This is a genomic window from Hymenobacter aerophilus DSM 13606 (assembly GCF_000382225.1).
Classification (GTDB): Bacteria; Bacteroidota; Bacteroidia; order Cytophagales; family Hymenobacteraceae; genus Hymenobacter; species Hymenobacter aerophilus.
In genome coordinates, this window is sequence record NZ_KB907833.1 from 1 (window position 1) to 17,509 (window position 17,509).

Below are 17,509 nucleotides of genomic sequence, written 5' to 3' on the forward strand. Positions count from 1 at the left end.
TGCTGTATACCGATGCCGGTTACACGGACTATGTGGCGGAGGACGTGTTCGCAGAAGCGAGCGGCAACCAACAGAAAAGCGCGCGGCGCAAAAACAGCAAACGGCCCCACCATCCAGCGCAAAACTTTCTGATTCAGTACTTTCGTAAGGGCATTGAAACGACCTTTAGTCGCCTGACCGCACGCTTTCCCAAGCAGATTCATGCCGTAACAGCGGCTGGGTTTGCCTTGAAAATCGCCCTCTTCATCTTTGCCCACGCCCTACACCAAGTTGGGTTATAGTCCGCAACTTGGGTTTGCTATTGGCTGCGGCGCAAAACTAGTGCTTGAAGTGGCGTACGCCCGTGAGCACCATGGCCATGCCCAGGTTGTTGCAGGCGGCAATGCTGTCCTGGTCCTTGATGGAACCGCCGGGCTGCACCACGGCCCGAATGCCCGCGGCGCCCGCAATTTCCACGCAGTCGGGGAACGGGAAAAACGCGTCGGAGGCCATGACAGCGCCGTTCAGGTCGAAGCCAAACGAGCCGGCCTTTTCGATGGCCTGGCGCAGGGCATCCACCCGCGAAGTCTGGCCGACGCCCGAGGCCAGCAGCTGGCCGGCGCGGGCCAGCACAATGGTATTGCTCTTGGTGTGCTTGCAGATTTTGAGGGCGAATTCCAGCGCCGCCACCTCGTCGGCCGTCGGCGCCGATTCGGTCACGGTTTTGAACTCGGCCGCGCCCTCCATGGCCTGGTCGAAATCCTGCTCGATGGTGCCGTTGAGCAGCGTTTTGATTTGCTTGGCCGGGAACTGCACGGGCTTCTGGCGCAGCAGAATGCGGTTTTTCTTGCTCTGCAGCAGCGGCAACGAGTCAGCCGCAAAGTCGGGCGCAATCAGCACCTCGAAGAACAGCTTGTTCAGCTCCTCAGCCGTGGCCGCGTCCACCGGCTTGTTCACGATGATGACGCCGCCGAAAGCCGATACCGGGTCGCAGCTCAGCGCGTTCAGGTAGGCCTGATGCAGCGTATCGGCCTGGGCCACGCCGCAGGCGTTGGTATGCTTGAGGATGGCGCAGGCGGCGGGGCCGGCCGCGTCGAACTCGCGCATCAGCAGCACGGCGGCGTCCACGTCCACGAGGTTGTTGTAGCTGAGCTGCTTGCCGTGGAGCTGGTCGAACAGCGCGCTCAGGTCGCCGTGGAACGTGCCGGCCTGGTGGGGGTTTTCGCCGTAGCGCAGCGGCGTTTGCATTGAGCTGCTTTCCGCTAAGCTGTTAGCTGTTAGCTGTTGGCTGTTGGCTTTTCCTTCGGAAGCCAGATTCTGGCTTTCCACGAAATAACGGCCGATTTCAGTGTCGTAGTGGGCGGTGGTGGCGAAGGCCGCGGCGGCGTATTGCTGGCGGTCCGTCAGGTCGGTGGCGCAGTTTTTCCGGGCCAGCAACTCGGTTACGGCCGCGTACTGGTCGCGGCTGCTGACCACGAGCACGTCGCGGTAGTTTTTGGCCGCCGCCCGCAGCAGCGAGATGCCGCCGATGTCAATCTTCTCAATCACATCGGCCTCCGCGGCGCCCGAAGCCACGGTTTCCTCGAAGGGGTACAAATCCACGACCACCAAATCAATGGGCGGAATGCTGTGCTGCGCGGCTTCGGCCAGGTCGGAGGCCTCGTGGCGACGGTGCAGAATGCCGCCGAACACGGTGGGGTGCAGGGTTTTCACGCGCCCGCCGAACACAACCGGAAAGCCCGTCAGCGTTTCCACGGCCGTTACTTCCGCGCCCCGCTCCTCGATGAACTGCTGGGTGCCGCCGGTCGAGTACATAGTCACGCCGTGCTGGCTGAGCAGGTCCACGAGCGGGCCGAGGCGGTCTTTGTAATACACGGAAATCAGGGCGGAGCGAATGGGCTGCGACATGGCGGAAAGGGGGTTGAAAAGGTTGGTGAAATGCTCCGCGAAGGTAGGCAGACCACCGCGAGGCTGGTGTTACTGAATTGTTAAGCCCGCCATTTTTTGTCCCTGATCGACAAGAAAACCCATTGCCTTGCCTGTTATCAGGGTCTGGCGGGCGCTGCTGCCCTGCTTTCAGCGGGCCCGCCGCCCGGCCTGCGCCGGGGCCCGGATTTCGTTCTGCGGCTCAACTGTAACAGCCGAATGCAGGACTCGTTCGTACAGCCAACACGCCATCACCCGGATGTTTTTCGCCTCTATGCCCAAACTGCTTACCGCTCCCGCACCCCCTACCCCGGCGCTGGCGGCCACGGCGGCCGCCCACCTGGCCCCCCACCTGCTGGCCCACGCCCCGAAATCCGATAAAGAAGGCGCTTTTCCGACCGAAGAATTCAACTGGCTGCGCGAAGCCGGCCTGCTGGCGGCCCCGCTGCCGGTGGCCCTGGGCGGCAGCGGCCTCAACGAGTCGGCCCACACCTACGAGCTGCTCAGCACGCTGCGCCACATCGGGCGGGGCAACCTGGCGGTGGGCCGCGTGTACGAGGGCCACGCCAATGCCCTGCAGCTCATCGGCCGCTTCGGGCGGCCCGGGCAGGTGCGGCGCTGGGCCGCCGATGCCGCCGCGGGCCACCTGTTCGGCGTCTGGAACACCGAGGCCCACGATGGCGTGAAGCTGCTGCCGCTGCCCAATGGCGGCTACCGGCTGCTGGGCAGCAAAACCTTCGGCTCGGGCGCCGGCCACCTCACCCGCCCGCTGCTCACGGCCGCGCTGCCCAACGGCGGCTGGCAAATGCTGGTGCTGCCCGCCGACACGCTGGTGCCCGACTACGACGCCCGGTTCTGGCGGCCGCTGGGCATGCGCGCCTCGGCCAGCTTCCGGGTTGATTTTACGGGGCTGGAAGTGGCGCCCGAGCAGCTGCTGGGCCAGCCCGGCGACTATTACCAGCAGCCCTGGTTCAGCGGCGGGGCCATCCGGTTTGCCGCCGTGCAGCTGGGCGGCGCCGAGGCCATTTTCGACGAAACCCGCCGCTTTCTGCGCGCCCTCGGCCGCACCGACGACCCGTATCAGCGCCAGCGCCTGGGCCAGCTGAGCATCCTGGTAGCCAGCGGCCAGCACTGGCTGCGCGCCGCCGCCGACCTGGCCGCCCGCCCCGGCCCCGATGCCGAAACCGTGGTGGCCCACGCCAACCTTGTGCGCTCGGCCATCGAGGATATCTGCCTGCGCCTGATGCCGCTGGCCGAGCGTTGCGTGGGCGCCCGCGGCCTGCTGCGGCCCGAACCCTTCGAGCGCCTGCACCGCGACCTGACCCACTACCTGCGCCAGCCCGCCCCCGACGCCGCCCTGGCCGACGCCGGCCGCTACGCGCTGGAGCACCCGCGCCCCGCCCACCGCCTCTGGCCCGAATAAGGTTTGCTGGCTGCTAGCTTTTAGCTGCCAGCTGTCAGCCTTCGTGCTGACTTAACTGATTGTTGATGGAGAGTAAACTTTGCAGATACCTTTAACATGGTTCTTGATTTCAGCACCCTACCCCGTCGCGACGCCACCTACGCCGCCACCCTGGGGCCGACGGTGGTAGTTGCCCCGCACCCCGACGATGAAAGCCTGGGCTGCGGTGGCCTGCTGGTTTTGCTGGCCCGCGCCAATGTGCCAGTGTGGTGCGTGCTGATGAGCGACGGCACCATGTCGCACCCGAACTCGGCTAAGTTTCCGGCGCCGGCCCGCCAGGCTCTGCGCGAAACCGAGCTGCGCCTGGCTTTGGTCGAGCTGGGGTTGCGCGCCGACTGCCTGCTGCCCCTGGGTTTGCCCGACGGCCAGGTGCCCGGTCCTGAGCAGCCGGCCGGAGCTGCGGCCGTGAGCCGGCTCGTGGAGTTCTTGCAGGAAAAGCAGCCGGCCACCGTGCTTTGCCCCTGGCGGCGCGACCCGCACCCCGACCACCGCGCCACCAGCCAGCTGGTGCGGGCCGCGCTTGCGCAGCTGCCCCAGCCGCCGCGCCTGCTCGAATACGTGGTCTGGGCCTGGGAGCGGGCCGCCCCCGCCGACCTGCCCCGGCCCGACGAGGTAAGCGGCTGGCAGCTTGATATTTCGCCGGTGCTGGCCGAAAAGCAGCGCGCCATTGCCGCCCACGCCTGCCAGCTGCCCGGCTCCGTCATCGACGACGACCCGGATGGCTTCACGCTGGCCCCCGCCATGTTAGCCCACTTCGCCAGCCCCACCGAAGTGTATCTGGAAGCCACTGCCTGACGCTTGGTCGCACCCCCAAAGCTGATTTCTACTCATTATGGAACCTAACCCCAACCAGCCCAATACGCTGCCGCCCGACTACTTCGACAAAGTATACGAGGCCAACCAGGACCCCTGGAACTTCGAAACCAGCCCCTATGAGCGGGAAAAGTACGCCGCCACGCTGGCGGCTTTGCCCCGCGCACACTACGCGCGCGCCTTCGAAATCGGCTGCTCGCTGGGTATCCTCACGGCCCAGCTGGCCCCGCGCTGCGGCTACCTGCTGGCCGTTGATGTGGCCGAGGCCGCGCTGGAACAGGCCCGCCAGCGCTGCGCCGATTTGTCCCAGGTGGAGCTGCGGCAGCTGCGCGTACCCGATGAATTTCCCGAAGGCCGGTTCGACCTGATTCTGGTGTCGGAGGTGGGCTACTACTGGAGCCCCGCCGACCTAGCCCGCGCCGCCGACCAGCTACTAGCCGCCCTGCCAACCGGCGGCCAGCTCGTGCTGGTGCACTGGACGCCCCCCGTGCACGACTACCCCCTCACGGGCGACGCCGTACACGAGTTCTTCCTCGAAAAAGCAACGCCCAAAGGCCCCCTAAAGCACCTGCACGGCCAGCGCTACGAAAAATACCGCCTCGACGTGCTGGAAAAGCGGTGAGAAGTGAGAAGTGAGGTTACGAAAACGCCTGTCATCCTGAGCGCAGCGAAGGACCTTATCCAGTTAAAACGACCGTAAACGATTCGTTCAGGCTAGATAAGGTCCTTCGCTACGCTTAGGATGACAGGCGTTTTCGCACTCCTGTTTAACTACCCACCATGGCAACCGGCGCCCGGGCCAGTTCGGCCCGAAGGAGTTGGATGGCCTGCGCCAGCGGCACCTGGGGCACCGGATTAGGCAGCAGCAACGGCCGCGCCCACTCCCAGCAGGCGCCGAAGGTGGCATAGCCGGGCAGCGCCGCCAGCACCTCGGCCGGTAGGGTCTCAACGTCAATCACTTCCTCATCAGGCAGGCGAAGGTCCTGCGCCAGCTGCCAATGCCGGCGCAACTGGCGGCGCAGGTGCAGCTCGTGTACCAGAGCGGCGGGGTCGGGCACAAGGAGCTGCTGCTGGCCCAGCCGGGCCCATTCGCGCAGCTGCCACGACAGGCCCACCGCCACTCGCCCCTGCTGCCGGCCCGAGGTGAACACGCGCACGGCCGGGCTGTGGCGCACCCGCAAATCGTGGCGCAACAGGGCCTGGTACAGGGCTTCATCTTCCAGAAATGGTACCACCGGCAGCCCGCCCACCTGCCGGTAGGCCGCCACTGTTACGGCCAGGCTGGCCCCAAAATGCTGGTGGTGCCGGGGCCAGGGGTCGTGGGGCTGGGGGTCGAGGTGGGTTTCGAGTTGGGTGCGCAGCAGCTGGTAGGCGGCGTCCTGCAGCTGGCAGCGGCGCACGGGGCAGGCGCGGTTGCTTTCCTCCATCAGAATGCGGCCGGCCACGGCATCGGCCCCGCGGGCCAGCTCGCGCAACGTGGCCGCCAGCCAGTCGGGGGCCACGCGGGTGTCGGCGTCGGTGCTGATGATGGCGGCGTTGGGCCGGCCGGCCAGCTCCAGGCGGCGGGCGGCCTCGTCCATGAGCAGGCGGCGGGCCCGGCCCACGTGGGCTTCGGTGGGCGGCAACGTTAGCTCGGCTACGTGCAGGGCTAGGGCGGGGTGGGCGGCGGCAAAGTCGCGCACGGCGGCGGCGGTGCGGTCGGTGCAGTTGTTGGCCAGCACCAGCACCTCGAAGCAGCCGGGTGGCAGCGGCCGGTTGTGCTCGTCGGTTTGCGCGGCCAGCGCGGCCAGCGTGGCCGGCAGCGAGGCGGCTTCGTCTTTGGCTGGAACGATGACGACTGCCCGCAGCGCCGGAGCCGGCGGCGGCAGGTGGCGCCAGGGCGAGGCGGGCAGCGCCGCGTTGTTGGGATGGGCCGAGTAGAACCGGCGCGGGGTGGCGTAATCCATGCGCTGCATTCTACGGCTTCCGCGGCCGCTCGTTTGCCTTTCAGGCCGGAAAATCATTACTGATGAGCTTAAATCGAAGAAAACAGCGGCGACAAGTCGCTCGTCACCATCCTTCAACCGGACAAAGAAATGCTCCGAAGTCGCGGCTGAGCGCGACTTCGGAGCAGGAAATATGGCTGCAGTTTAGGCCGTTAGGCCGAATCCGGCCGGCGCTAGAAGGCCTCGCCCACGGCGAAGATGATGCCCGAGTTACCGCCCGAACCCACGCCGTAATCGAGGCGGATATTGAGCCGGTCGCGGCGGTTGAAGCGGAAGCGGGCGCCCACGCCCCCGGCGTAACGCAGGCCGTCGAACGTGTAGTCGTCAAGCGCGGGTGCCACCTGGCCCACGGCCCCGAACACCACGCCATCGATGCGCCAGAACAGTTTCTGGCGGATTTCGGCCTGGGCCGTGGTAAACTGCCGGTCGCGGTAGCGGGCCTCGTAGATGCCGCGCATCAGGTAGGCGTTGTTGTAGAGCGAGCCGCCGAGCGTGGCGCCCATGCCGCCCCACTCGCGGAACGGCACGCTGCCGGTGTGGTACTGGCCCAGAAACTGCAGCGCCAGAATGGTGTTGTTGGTGCCGAACAGCGGGTTGAAGTGGCGCGCATCGACCATGTAGCGCACGAAGTTGTAGTCGCTGCCCAGGGCCTTGCCGGCAAACAGCATGTGGGCATCCACGAAGTTGCCGCGGTAGGTGGCCAGCAGGTTGTCGCGGCCGTCGTAGAGCACGGCCGGGCCCACGCCCGAGGTGAGGTAGCCGCCGCGCTGCTCGGCCGGAATGGTGTAGTAGGAGCCGGATGTAGCTTCGTCGTCGCCGTCTTCTTTGAGCTTGACGGTGCCCAGGTCGGTGAGGCGGTAGCGCAGGCCCACGAACAGGTTGGGCTGCACTTTCACCAGGGCCTTCTCATCGAACACGAACAGCGGGTACTGGATGTTGGAGTACACCTTTTCCTTGGTGTCGTTGCCGCGTCCGTAGTACTTGAACGCCAGGTCGTAGTAGCTCAACTCACCCGAAAAGAAGAACTTCTCGTCCTTGGTGAAGATGGTGTGGGTGAGCTGCAGGGTGGTTTGCTTTTTCTGCGAAATCCAGGCAATCAAACGGGCGTTCGACTTGCGCACCGTGGTATCGGAGCCGAAGCGCCACACCGGCAAAATGGCCAGGCCGCCCGCAAAGCCGGTTTCCTGCTGATAAAAGGCAATCGGCACCGGGATAAAGCTCGGCTTATCGGGGTCGGAAGGCGTGAGCTTTATTTTGGCAGTACTTGCCGGCGCCAGGGCCCGGTTGAGGCCCACCGGGGCACCCGTAGGTTCGGTAGCGGGTTCGGTGTCAGCCGCAGTTTCGGGGGCGGGAGTTGCCAGGGCCAGCAGAGGGGCAGTCGAATCGGCGGGGGAAACTGACTGCGCCAGGGCAGCCGGAGTGGCCAACGCGCTTAGCGCCAGCAACGGATAAAGTAAGCGCATACAAGGATGGCCGGGGTCAGAAAAGTGGATGGAGCGGGAGTGCCCGGGCGGTAGCGGCAAAATGCGGCGCGCAAGTCCCCCTGGCCTGTGCTAACGCAACTGTGGCAGCCGCGGTTGTCCGGGCTCAGGCCAGCCCCAGCATCGAGAGCACGCCAGCCAGCATAATGGCCTTGCACCAGATGCTGAGCCGGGCGAAATGCCGCCGCTGGTCGGCACGGCGCAGGGCAGCGGCCAGGCCCAGCAGCGGCACCAGCACCAGCCCCAGCAGCCACAACCCCAGCACGTAGCGGTGGCTCATCAGCAGGGCATTGAACACGGCGCCCGCCACCAGCAGGGCCAGGCAGGCCAGAAAAAACCCGGCCACCCATTTGGTGCGCCCCACGCCCCACACCAGCGGCAGCGTGCGGCACTCGTGCTGGGCGTCGCCGCGCATGTCCTCCACGTCCTTCACAATTTCGCGTACCAGCGTGAGCAGAAACGCGGCCAGCGCGTAGCCCCACACCGCCGAGCGGCCGGTGTGCAGCTGCAGCTCGGGCAGCAGCACCAGCGCCGCCGTGAGCGTGGCAATGCTCACGTTGCCCACCAGCGCCACCCGCTTAAACCGCGCCGAGTAGCCCCACAGCAGCAGCGCCGAACCCAGGTTCACGAGCCCCAGCAGCGGCGAAAGCAGCGCCCCCAGCCCCACGCCCAGCCCCGACAGCACCAGGTGGGCCAGCATGGCGTGGCGCCGGTTGATGCTGCGGCCCACCACCAGCCGGCCGGGCCGGTTAATGGCGTCAATCTTGACGTCGTAGTAATCGTTGATGATGTAGCCGGCCGCCCCGATGCTGAGGGCCGAGAGCAGCAGCAGCCCAAACCCGGGGGCCAGCACCTGCCGCCACGGGGCCTCGGGCAGCAGCAGGCAGGCGCGCACCAGCAGCAGGCACAGGGCCATAATCAGCAGGTTGGGCAGGCGCACCAGGCGCGCCAACTGCACTTGGCTGCTACTGCCGCCGCTTCCGGGGCCGGCCACCCCGGCAGTGGCATCGGCGGCAAACAAGGGCAAGCGAAACAGCATAAACCGGAGCCGCGAGGCAAAAGCGTGTGCAAAGATGGGACGCCGGGCGCGAAGGACCCAAAAAAAGCCTCTCCCGAAACCGGAAGAGGCTTTTGGTAACGGTTGCCGCGCGGCTAGAGCCGTTTTACGTTGACGGCGTTAATGCCCTTACGGCCTTCCTGGGTGTCGAATTCCACACGGTCGTTCTGCTGAATCTGGCCCCCGTTCAGGCCGGTGACGTGCACAAAAAAGTCTTCCTTCGTGTCATCTTCCGTAATGAAGCCGTAGCCTTTCTCTTCATTATAGAATTTTACGGTGCCTGTTTTCATGGAAAGGAAAGAATTGGGGTGAGGGTTGGACGGGTAAATATAGAACGAATTCGGAAATGCAGTAAGCTGTTCAGCAGCCAGCAGTTCTGTCATCCTGAGCGCAGCGAAGGACCTATACAGACGCTAATCAATGGATATACCTTCTGTATAGGTCCTTCGCTGCGCTCAGGATGACAGAACTGCTGGCTTCCCAGACGACAGCTTCAGCTCCTGCTACCGGTCCTGGCTTACCAGGTGCCCTGGGCCTTCATCACGGCTTCAATCAGCTCGCGCACGGCCCCGCGCCCCCCGGGCAGCTGGGCCACGTAGTTGCTGATGGCCAGTACGTCGGCGGCGGCATCGGCGGGGCAGGCGGCCACGGCGCAGCGGCGCATCACCTCCAAATCGGGCATGTCGTCGCCCATGTAGGCAATGCTGGTCGTTTCGAGGTGGTAGCTATTGAGGTAGTTGTTGAAGATTTTCATCTTGTCATCCACGCCCAGGTAAATGTCGCGCACATCGAGCGACTCCAGCCGCTTGCGCACCCCCTCCTCTTCGCGGCCCGAAATAACGGCCACCCGGTAGCCCTGGCGCAGAGCGTGGCGCACGGCATAGCCGTCGCGGATGTGGAAGGCGCGCACCTGCTCGCCCGAGTTGAAGGCCAGCAGCGTGCCGTCGGTCAGCACGCCGTCTACGTCCAGCACGAATACCTTAATTGCTTTTAAATCAACCGCTGAAGACATAGCACGCATAATCCGGAAGTAGCGCGCCCGCCAGCCGGCGGCGCGCTACGCCTATAAAAACCAGTGAAAACCTGCGCGACCCGCCTATTGGTTGTCGCGCCACTCGTACACCCATTTGGCCTGAATCTGCTCCAGGTGGCCTTCGTTGGCCTGCTCGCGGGTGCCTTCAAAATTGGGCAGGCTCAGCACCCAGTCCAGCAGCTCGGTAAACCGGATGCGGTAGATTTTAGCCTCGCCGAATTCGTCGCCGAATTTCTCGTACAACGCAATGGCTACATCCTCGTGGTCGCTCCACTGAATGGGGGGCTCGAAATGGTTCATAGGGGGAATGTGCTGAATGTGAGAAATGTGGTAATGTGAAAGAATAGATGAATCATGCTGGAAGGCACATCTTCACATTTTCCCCATTTTCCACATTATAAAACTTAGTGGCCCAGGAAGTGCTGGGGCGGGATGCGCACAACCAGATCGGTGCTGCCCTGCACTACGCACTGGCAGGCCAAGCGCGAGTTGATGCGCGGGTTTTCGGCCCGGTCGATGAAGTCTTCCTCGGCATCGGAAATTTCGGGCAGATCGGCCTCGCCCTGCTCAATATACACGTGACAGGTGCTGCAGCCGCACACGCCGCCGCAGTTGTGCTGCAGCTGAATGTCGTTGTTGAGGGCCACATCCAGCACCGATTCGCCCTCGGCGGCCACGTGCGTCTGGTCGGGCTGGCCGTCCTGGAAGGTAAAGGTAATATTGATGGCTTTCACGGCGGAAGGCTAGGAGAAACAAGGCAAAAACGAAGGGGCAAAGGTACGGACGTACCCCCCCGAATCAAAGCCGCTAACGGGGCCCATTGTTTGCCGGTCCCGGCACCGGCTCCTCTCCGCCCCCATGTGGCCCGCCCGCAACCGGAACAGTAGTGGCCTGAACAGCGGTGGCCTGAATGCTGGCCGTGAGCTGCTGGTAGAGCTGCTGCCAGCGCGGCTGGCCGGCCAGGGCGGTTTCGTGGCGGGCGAGGGTGGCGGCATCGTGGCGCACGGCCGGGCCGGTCTGGGCTTCAAAGGGCGGCTGGGCCAAGGCTTTATCCACGGTTTCGCGGATGAGCGGGTGCAGCAACTCCCAGGGCAGCCCGGCGCCCGCCAGCAGTTCGCGCCCTATGCCCAGCAGGTGGTTGGGAAAGTTGCTGACCCACACGGCCGCCACGTGCAGCTGCAGCCGCCGCGCCGAATCCAGCTCCCGCACATCAAGGCTCAATGAGGCAGCCAGCCGGTGCAGGGTAGCCAGCGCGGCGGCATCGGTGGCTTCGAGGCACAGCGGCACCGCGTCCCAGGCAATAGCCCGCCCCGGCCCGAACGTCTGGAGCGGGTAGAACACGCCGCCGCGCAGCCGCTCCTTATAAGGAGCAAACACCGCCAGCGGCAGCGCCCCGGCCGTGTGGGCCACCAGCGCCCCGGCCGGAAAGCGGGCGGCGGCCAGCACCTCAGGCACCACCGCATCGGGCAGCGTGAGTAGGTACACGTCGGCTTCAGGCAGCCCGGCCAGGCTGGATGCTACTATGGCCCCGGCCGGCAGCCGGCCCGCCAGCGCCTCCGCCGATTCGGCGGTGCGGCTCCAGACACCTACTACGGCATGGCCGGCCCCGGCCAGCGCCGGACCCAGGTGCGCGGCTACCCGGCCGGCCCCCAGCAGGACGATGCGCAGGGGGTTCAACTGTTGGTTATCCATGCAAGCTGAGCTGTCGATTCATCAATGCAAATCATTTTCTATTGAAAGAATTGCATCTATATATCATAAATATTAACCGTTTAATCGTCATATTGCCGTTGCAAGCGCTATTACCCCAATAATAAGTGGTAGTTAGCAGCACTTTCACCGCTTCATCTTCCTACATTTTTCTTCTCCTTACCAATGACAAAACTCTACATTAAGGGCCGTACAATCAAGGCCTGGCCTAAGCTGGCGCTGTTGGGCCTACTGGGCTTGGCTGCAGGCAACAGCTACGGGCAGGTTTCCTCGCTTAGGAATTCCAATCCAAAGGACCCAATTACTTCCCCTCACGTCCTTGGTACGAGTTCCGACCAGCGCAAGGTTAACGCCATCAATTATCCTGCTTCACGGGGGGTGAACGTGGCGGGCACCTACACTGATTTGGGAACCAACGGGAAGCTCATCATAACGCCCAATTTAGATGACGCGAACTCGGAAGTTCAGGAAATAGGCTTCCCGTTTTCCTATAATGGGGCCGAGTACACCCAATTTGTGCTCAATACCAACGGCATGATCCGGCTGGGCGATAAAGGCCTTACCAACCCGGCAAACGTCTCATCGCTTGTTAGTACGGATTTAAATATCATCGCACCGGCTTCGGGTATTGACTTAACGGGCGCTACTGACCAAGCAGCAAACCCCACTACCTACCGGGTCAATACGACTGGTACAGCGGGCAACCGGATATGCACTATCCAATTTAAGAACCTCACTGATAAGCCAGCCACGGGGGGCGCAGCGGCACAGTTTGCAACCATGCAGTTTCAGATTAAACTGTATGAGGCGAACAGCAATATCGAATTTGTTTATGGTGCCTGGACCGCTACGGCCAATGCTCCTATAGGCCGCGGGTTCCTGATCGGAATCAAAGGCAGCGGCAATACCTATGGCGATTTGAGCATGGCCTACAAGGCCTCCAGCCTCGATGAATGGTCGAAGACTATATTCCAGACCGTCGTCGTATCACAGGCCGGGCAAGCTTCTCTAGCTCCCCACTTTGTACGTAACAGCGTTTTACCCGACCCGGGCCGTACGTACCGCTTCCGCAAAGCCCCCGTAAAGGATATAGCCGTACAAACAATCTACTCGCTGGGTAAGCTCCCTATTCCTTACGGCGTACCGCACGTTGTACAAGCCTTTATCGAGAATGGCAGCGTGAGCGACCAAGCTAATGTCACGGTTACGCTGAAAGTAACCGGCGCCAACACCTTCACCAGTACCAAAACGGTTGCTGCTCTAGGCGTTGGTAAAGCCGAAACGATAAGCTTTGACCCATTTACGCCCACGAACCCGGGCACGAACACCATTACGGTTTCAGTCGCCGACGACGATGATAACGAGAACAACATCAGCACATTTACTCAGCTGGTAAATGAGAATACGTTTGCTTACGCCCAGCCAGGTGTGGAGCCAGATAACTCAATTGGCTTTGGCGCAGGAACCGGTATTCTAGGCAACAAATACACGACCAACGCTGCTCGTACCATTACCGGCGTAACCGTGCGCTTAGGCGATGGGAATGCTTTAGTGGGCAATAAGGTATATGGCGTAGTGCTCGATGAAAATGGCTCTATAATCAGTCGTTCGCCCGAGTACACGGTGCTGGCTGCCGACCTAGATAAGGACAAGACCTTCGTGGTGAATGCGTACGTTCCAACGGGGAGCTTTATTGTGGGCCTGGCCCAGACGGTGGGTAAAGCGGCTTATTTCCCGGTGGCCACCCAGTCGTATGAAACACCAACCCGGCTGGGCGCTTACTATGCTACGAGCCTAGACGGAGGCGAGCCCGAAGACGTGGCAGCAGGGGCTGACTTCGGCGCATTTATGATAGAAGCCATTATCGGCGCCGCGCCAAGTTGCCCCCCTCCCACTGGCATTACTATCTCGAAGGTTGGCCCTAACTCGGCGGTACTCACGTTCACGGGGCCAACCAATGGTACAAGCTACACTGTTATCTACGGTCCTCGGGGCTTCGATCCGACTGTTTCGGGCACTACCCTAACTGTAACCGGCTCGCCTTTTACCCTCGACAAACTCGTGCCTCTGACCGGCTACGACCTGTACATCCAGGCCACCTGCACCGCTTCGGATAAGAGTGCGCTGGTAGGCCCGAAGTCATTCACTACGCTTTGCCAGCCCCCCATTATCGCTACGTTCCCCTACGTTGAGAATTTTGATGGCATCGATGCCGGAACGCTGCGTTGCGGGGTTACAGTCGACGACGTCAACAACGATAACGCTACCTGGGAAGTTGTTGCCGGAACGCTTGCCCTGCCGGCAGCCTCTCCCTCGAACCACATGCGCTATAGCTACAGCGAGAAGAATGCGGCCAATGACTGGTTCTACACCCCGGCTCTTGCTTTGAAGGCGGGCTACACGTACCAGCTCACGTTCAAGTACCGGAGCCGGGCGAAGCCCGAAGGCCTGGAAGTGAAGTATGGTACGGCCGCTACCCCAGCGGAGCAGACTAACCTGCTGTGGAGCAACACGGCCATCACCAATATGCAGTATGCTACCGCAGCGGCTGGCAACAAGGAGGGAGAGGTGAAAGCCATTACGCCCACCGCTACCGGCAACTACTACATCGGCTTCCATGCTATCAGCACGGCCAACCAGTACGAGCTTTTCGTGGACGACATCACGGTAACCGCTACGGCCATTACCGGTACTTCGGCAGCGCTGCAGCGGGCTATCAACCTCTACCCCAACCCTACCGAGGGCAACCTCACGGTTAAGGTGAGCGGGGCCAACGCCAAGAACGGCCTGCAGGTAGAAGTAACCAACATGCTCGGCCAGCGCGTGCACACCGAAACCGTGCGCGACAACGCTGTGCAGACCATCAACCTCTCGAAGCTGGCCAACGGCATGTACACCGTGAAGGTGCGCAACGGCGCCGAGTACATGGTTCGGACCATCTCGGTGCAGAAGTAATTTAACTTCCTCATCGGACCCGAAAAGGGGCAGCCAACTGGCTGCCCCTTTTTTTGTGCGCCTCCGTTGCACACCCGCTGCCGGGAAGGCGGATGAATGCCACGTGGCAACTCCTATATTTCAATGCCCACCGGATGAAAATCACCCGGCGTCGCATGAATTTTATAGGCGCTCGAATGAAAATCGTGGACGCTCGAATGAATTTCATCCGAGCGTCCATGATTTTCACAGGCGGCCGGACGATTTCCATCCGAGCGCCCGTGATTTTCACAGGCGGCCGGATGAAATTCATGCGACACCGGGTGATTTTTATCCGGCTTCCCTTCAAATTCAGCTAGCCTGGCGTGAATCTGAAGGGTGGTTGGGCAAGAAGCACCCGCTGGCGGACGCTTTTCACCCCCACCAACGACCAGCGCCCCCGACGCGGAAGCATCGGGGGCGCTGGAACAGGGGTAGAAGCGGCAACCGGGCGTTAGGCCACCTGCTTTGGTTTGGGCTGCGGCACTATTGGGCGGGGCTTGGCGCCGGCCTCGGGGGCGGGCACGGCGGGCGCCTCGGTTTCGCGGCGGCGCTTGTAGATGGCCATGCCGAAGCCCAGAGCCATAAGCAGCGTACCGCTCCAGAGCAGGTTGATGAACGGCTTCTCGACGGCCTTGAGGATGATGTAGTCCTTCTGCGTCGTGCTCACGCCAAACGTGAACTTGCCTTTTTGCGGGTCGACGTTGAGGAAGCTTAGGCGCAGACCCAGGTCCTCCACTTCGTCGGGCATGCGGCCGATGAGGCGGTTGCGCACCGCAAACACGGGGTGCACGTGGTACTGCTTCTTCTCGCCCGATACCAGGAAGTCGCCCTGAATGGCCAGGTCATCCTTGGTCAGGCCCAGGCCGGCGGTTTGCTTGGCCGGCTCCACGCCGCGGAATACGGCAAAGTAGTCGTTGAGGAAAATGGTGTCGCCAATGCTGAGCACATGCTCCTTCACCTCGCTCCAGTCCTTTTCCTGGTCGATGGGCGGCACGGCGCTGATGTGCGAGTAGATGTCGTGGTCGAGGAACACCTTGATGTCGGGCGAAGCCAGCAGACCACCCATCTGCTCGTTTACCTGCGCACGCGGGTAAAGCGTGAATTTGTCCTTGGTTTCGCGGTTCTCATACTCGACGCGGTAGTAGGTGTTCTCCGGCAGGATTTCGAGCGTATCGCCAGCCTTGTAATATACTTTGTCGCCGCGCTTCACGTCGCTGCGCGCCAGGGCCTTGTACTCGTCATCGGTCCGGTAAAGCAGCTGCTTATCCACGTAGCCGGGTACGCCGGGCACGTCGAAATACTGGCCGGTGTAGCGCACGTCGTAGGGGCCCATGCGGGCGGGGTCGTTGCGCCACAGCAGCACGTTGTCCTGGTTGGTGGTCTGGTCGAACTCGCGCGAGTAGAGCAGGCCCGAGGTGTTCTGGCTGATGATGTTGGAGTAGCCCGACGAAGCCAGCACGCCCAGCAGCATCAGCGCAATGCCCATGTGGGCCACGCCGCCGCCCGAGAGGCTCACCTTGCGCCGCAGCAGCGTCAGCACCATGCTCAGGTTGGCCAGCACCCCAAACAGGGCCGTGGTCAGGAGCACGATGTAGGTCAGCTCCATCTTCTTGCCATTATACTGCACCAGCAGAATAACCAGCGCGGCGCCGAGCAGCGAGAGCATAGCCGGCACCGTGAGCGTGTTGCTCAGCGAGGCGCGGTCGTTTTTCTGCCACCACATGATCTGGGCCAGACCCGAGCAGAAGGCCACGCCCACGCCCAGCCAGAGCTGGAACTTGGTGTAGTGGGCAATCTGATCAGCGGGCAGGGCCAGGTTGGATTTGATGCCGATGAAGCCCAGGAAGGCGTTGTACACCGGAATGCTGGTAGTGAACAGCACCTGGAACGCGCCCAAACACAGCACCGTAGCGCCCACAAACACCCACAGTTCGGCGTTGTAGGTAGTCAGCTCTTTTTCCGAAATCGGGATGCGCTTCCAGCGCCACACCAGCAGCGCCACGCTCAGCACCACAAAGGCCGCCAGGTAAATAATCAGCTGACCCGAGAGACCCAGGTCGGTGAACGAGTGCACGGAGGCGTTGCCCAGCACGCCCGAGCGGGTGAGGAAGGTGGCATAGAGAATCAGCAGGAAGGTGGCAATAACCAGCACAAACGAGGTGCGCAAAGCCATTTTGCTGCGCTGCCACAGCACCAGGCCGTGCAGCGAGGCCACCAGCACCAGCCACGGAATGTACACGGCATTTTCGACCGGGTCCCAGTTCCAGTAGCCGCCGAAGTTGAGGGTTTCGTAGGCCCAGTAGGCGCCCATCATAATGCCAACGCCCAGAATCAGGCCGCCCCACAGGCTCCAGCGGATGGCCGGCCGCACCCATTTGGTGAACTCGCCCTTCCAGAGGCCAGCTACGGCGTAGGCGAAGGGCACCAGCGTGAGGGCAAAGCCCAGGAACAGCGTGGGCGGGTGAATCACCATCCAGTAGTTCTGCAGCAGCGCGTTCAGGCCGGTGCCGTCGGTGGGCACGAAGTTGGGGTTGGTCTGCCACACGGGCAGGTCAGGCATGAAGTCGCGCAGCAGGATAAACGGCGAGGAACCAATCTTGAGGTCGCCCAGCACCACGCCCAGGATCATGGACGTGAGGAACAGCTGCACGCCGGCAAAAACGGCCATCACCGGGGCTTCCCAGCGTTTGGCCAAGCGCAGCAGAATCAGGCCCAGGCATACGTGCCAGAAAATCCAGAGCAGGAAACTACCCTCCTGCCCTTCCCAGAAGCAGGAAATCATGTAGTACACCGGCAGGTGGTTGCTGCTGTGGCTCCAGGCGTAGTAGTACTCGTAGCGGTGGCCGTGGATGATGCCGAACAAACACACAATCACCGAGATAACGGCCACCGAGTGCACGATAAAGGCGCCGCGGCCCAGCTTCATCCAGCCGGCATCGGTGTCGCCCAGCGCCCGGCCCCGGGCAGCCATATAGTAGGAGTACGCCGCCACTGTGGCCGCCACAAACGCCAGAATAACACTTAAGTGCCCGACGTCGCCGATGAGAGTGTTCAGCATGTTTAGTGCGTTGAAAAGGCGAAAATCAG

14 protein-coding genes and 1 pseudogene are annotated in these 17,509 nt (G+C 62.6%); 5 read left to right on the forward strand and 10 right to left on the reverse strand.

What is annotated here, in order from left to right; translation table 11 throughout:
- Positions 1-281, forward strand: a pseudogene (locus H145_RS24535) (IS982 family transposase); the annotation flags it as partial.
- A gap of 37 nt (positions 282-318) precedes the next feature.
- Here H145_RS24535 and purH read toward each other — a convergent pair.
- On the reverse strand, positions 319-1,887 hold the full coding sequence (gene purH, locus H145_RS0117120; protein WP_019949387.1) for a bifunctional phosphoribosylaminoimidazolecarboxamide formyltransferase/IMP cyclohydrolase: 1,569 nt from the start codon (positions 1,885-1,887) through the stop codon (positions 319-321).
- A gap of 292 nt (positions 1,888-2,179) precedes the next feature.
- Between purH and H145_RS0117125 the strand changes: the two genes are divergently transcribed.
- The 3 genes from H145_RS0117125 (at position 2,180) to H145_RS0117135 (ending at position 4,802) form a co-directional block, all read left to right on the forward strand.
- Positions 2,180-3,328 (forward strand): acyl-CoA dehydrogenase family protein, encoded by a 1,149-nt coding sequence (locus H145_RS0117125; RefSeq protein ID WP_240471719.1) that lies wholly within the window; start codon positions 2,180-2,182, stop codon positions 3,326-3,328.
- A gap of 96 nt (positions 3,329-3,424) precedes the next feature.
- Positions 3,425-4,162: a PIG-L deacetylase family protein gene (locus H145_RS21900; protein ID WP_019949389.1), complete on the forward strand. Its 738-nt coding sequence runs from the start codon at positions 3,425-3,427 to the stop codon at positions 4,160-4,162.
- Positions 4,163-4,199: 37 nt separating this feature from the next.
- Entirely contained in the window at positions 4,200-4,802 is a 603-nt protein-coding gene (locus H145_RS0117135; protein ID WP_019949390.1) for a class I SAM-dependent DNA methyltransferase, read from the forward strand.
- Positions 4,803-4,947: 145 nt separating this feature from the next.
- On the opposite strand, the gene H145_RS0117140 is transcribed toward H145_RS0117135, so the two are convergent.
- The 8 genes from H145_RS0117140 to H145_RS21910 form a co-directional block, all read right to left on the reverse strand.
- Positions 4,948-6,126: a glycosyltransferase gene (locus tag H145_RS0117140; protein WP_169513212.1), complete on the reverse strand. Its 1,179-nt coding sequence runs from the start codon at positions 6,124-6,126 to the stop codon at positions 4,948-4,950.
- 212 nt (positions 6,127-6,338) lie between these two features.
- On the reverse strand, positions 6,339-7,628 hold the full coding sequence (locus H145_RS0117145; RefSeq protein ID WP_157541742.1) for a BamA/TamA family outer membrane protein: 1,290 nt from the start codon (positions 7,626-7,628) through the stop codon (positions 6,339-6,341).
- A 124-nt stretch (positions 7,629-7,752) separates the two neighbouring features.
- On the reverse strand, positions 7,753-8,685 hold the full coding sequence (locus tag H145_RS21905; RefSeq protein ID WP_019949393.1) for a geranylgeranylglycerol-phosphate geranylgeranyltransferase: 933 nt from the start codon (positions 8,683-8,685) through the stop codon (positions 7,753-7,755).
- A gap of 113 nt (positions 8,686-8,798) precedes the next feature.
- Positions 8,799-8,993, reverse strand: coding sequence for a cold-shock protein (locus tag H145_RS0117155; RefSeq protein WP_019949394.1), 195 nt, complete (start codon positions 8,991-8,993; stop codon positions 8,799-8,801).
- A 227-nt stretch (positions 8,994-9,220) separates the two neighbouring features.
- Positions 9,221-9,724: a KdsC family phosphatase gene (locus tag H145_RS0117160; RefSeq protein WP_240471720.1), complete on the reverse strand. Its 504-nt coding sequence runs from the start codon at positions 9,722-9,724 to the stop codon at positions 9,221-9,223.
- 75 nt (positions 9,725-9,799) lie between these two features.
- Positions 9,800-10,036, reverse strand: coding sequence for a Fe-S cluster assembly protein IscX (gene iscX, locus H145_RS0117165; RefSeq protein WP_019949396.1), 237 nt, complete (start codon positions 10,034-10,036; stop codon positions 9,800-9,802).
- A 104-nt stretch (positions 10,037-10,140) separates the two neighbouring features.
- Positions 10,141-10,470, reverse strand: coding sequence for a 2Fe-2S iron-sulfur cluster-binding protein (locus H145_RS0117170; RefSeq protein WP_019949397.1), 330 nt, complete (start codon positions 10,468-10,470; stop codon positions 10,141-10,143).
- A 73-nt stretch (positions 10,471-10,543) separates the two neighbouring features.
- On the reverse strand, positions 10,544-11,428 hold the full coding sequence (locus H145_RS21910) for a Rossmann-like and DUF2520 domain-containing protein (RefSeq protein WP_019949398.1): 885 nt from the start codon (positions 11,426-11,428) through the stop codon (positions 10,544-10,546).
- Between the two features lie 183 nt (positions 11,429-11,611).
- Between H145_RS21910 and H145_RS0117180 the strand changes: the two genes are divergently transcribed.
- A complete protein-coding gene (locus H145_RS0117180; RefSeq protein ID WP_083937833.1) occupies positions 11,612-14,401 on the forward strand; it encodes a T9SS-dependent choice-of-anchor J family protein in 2,790 nt (929 codons plus the stop codon).
- Between the two features lie 472 nt (positions 14,402-14,873).
- Here H145_RS0117180 and ccsA read toward each other — a convergent pair whose 3' ends face one another.
- Positions 14,874-17,480: a cytochrome c biogenesis protein CcsA gene (ccsA, locus tag H145_RS0117190; RefSeq protein ID WP_019949401.1), complete on the reverse strand. Its 2,607-nt coding sequence runs from the start codon at positions 17,478-17,480 to the stop codon at positions 14,874-14,876.
- Between the last annotated feature and the right edge of the window lie 29 nt (positions 17,481-17,509).

Bases quoted from the DNA above. Each gene is read 5' to 3' on its own strand.
- H145_RS0117135 (WP_019949390.1), top strand. From the start codon at position 4,200: ATGGAACCTAACCCCAACCAGCCCAATACGCTGCCGCCCGACTACTTC.
- H145_RS0117125 (WP_240471719.1), top strand. From the start codon at position 2,180: ATGCCCAAACTGCTTACCGCTCCCGCACCCCCTACCCCGGCGCTGGCG.
- purH (WP_019949387.1), bottom strand. From the start codon at position 1,887: ATGTCGCAGCCCATTCGCTCCGCCCTGATTTCCGTGTATTACAAAGAC.
- H145_RS0117140 (WP_169513212.1), bottom strand. From the start codon at position 6,126: ATGGATTACGCCACCCCGCGCCGGTTCTACTCGGCCCATCCCAACAAC.
- H145_RS21910 (WP_019949398.1), bottom strand. From the start codon at position 11,428: ATGGATAACCAACAGTTGAACCCCCTGCGCATCGTCCTGCTGGGGGCC.
- H145_RS0117180 (WP_083937833.1), top strand. From the start codon at position 11,612: ATGACAAAACTCTACATTAAGGGCCGTACAATCAAGGCCTGGCCTAAG.
- H145_RS21905 (WP_019949393.1), bottom strand. From the start codon at position 8,685: ATGCTGTTTCGCTTGCCCTTGTTTGCCGCCGATGCCACTGCCGGGGTG.
- iscX (WP_019949396.1), bottom strand. From the start codon at position 10,036: ATGAACCATTTCGAGCCCCCCATTCAGTGGAGCGACCACGAGGATGTA.
- H145_RS0117145 (WP_157541742.1), bottom strand. From the start codon at position 7,628: ATGCGCTTACTTTATCCGTTGCTGGCGCTAAGCGCGTTGGCCACTCCG.
- H145_RS0117155 (WP_019949394.1), bottom strand. From the start codon at position 8,993: ATGAAAACAGGCACCGTAAAATTCTATAATGAAGAGAAAGGCTACGGC.
- H145_RS0117160 (WP_240471720.1), bottom strand. From the start codon at position 9,724: ATGCGTGCTATGTCTTCAGCGGTTGATTTAAAAGCAATTAAGGTATTC.
- H145_RS21900 (WP_019949389.1), top strand. From the start codon at position 3,425: ATGGTTCTTGATTTCAGCACCCTACCCCGTCGCGACGCCACCTACGCC.
- ccsA (WP_019949401.1), bottom strand. From the start codon at position 17,480: ATGCTGAACACTCTCATCGGCGACGTCGGGCACTTAAGTGTTATTCTG.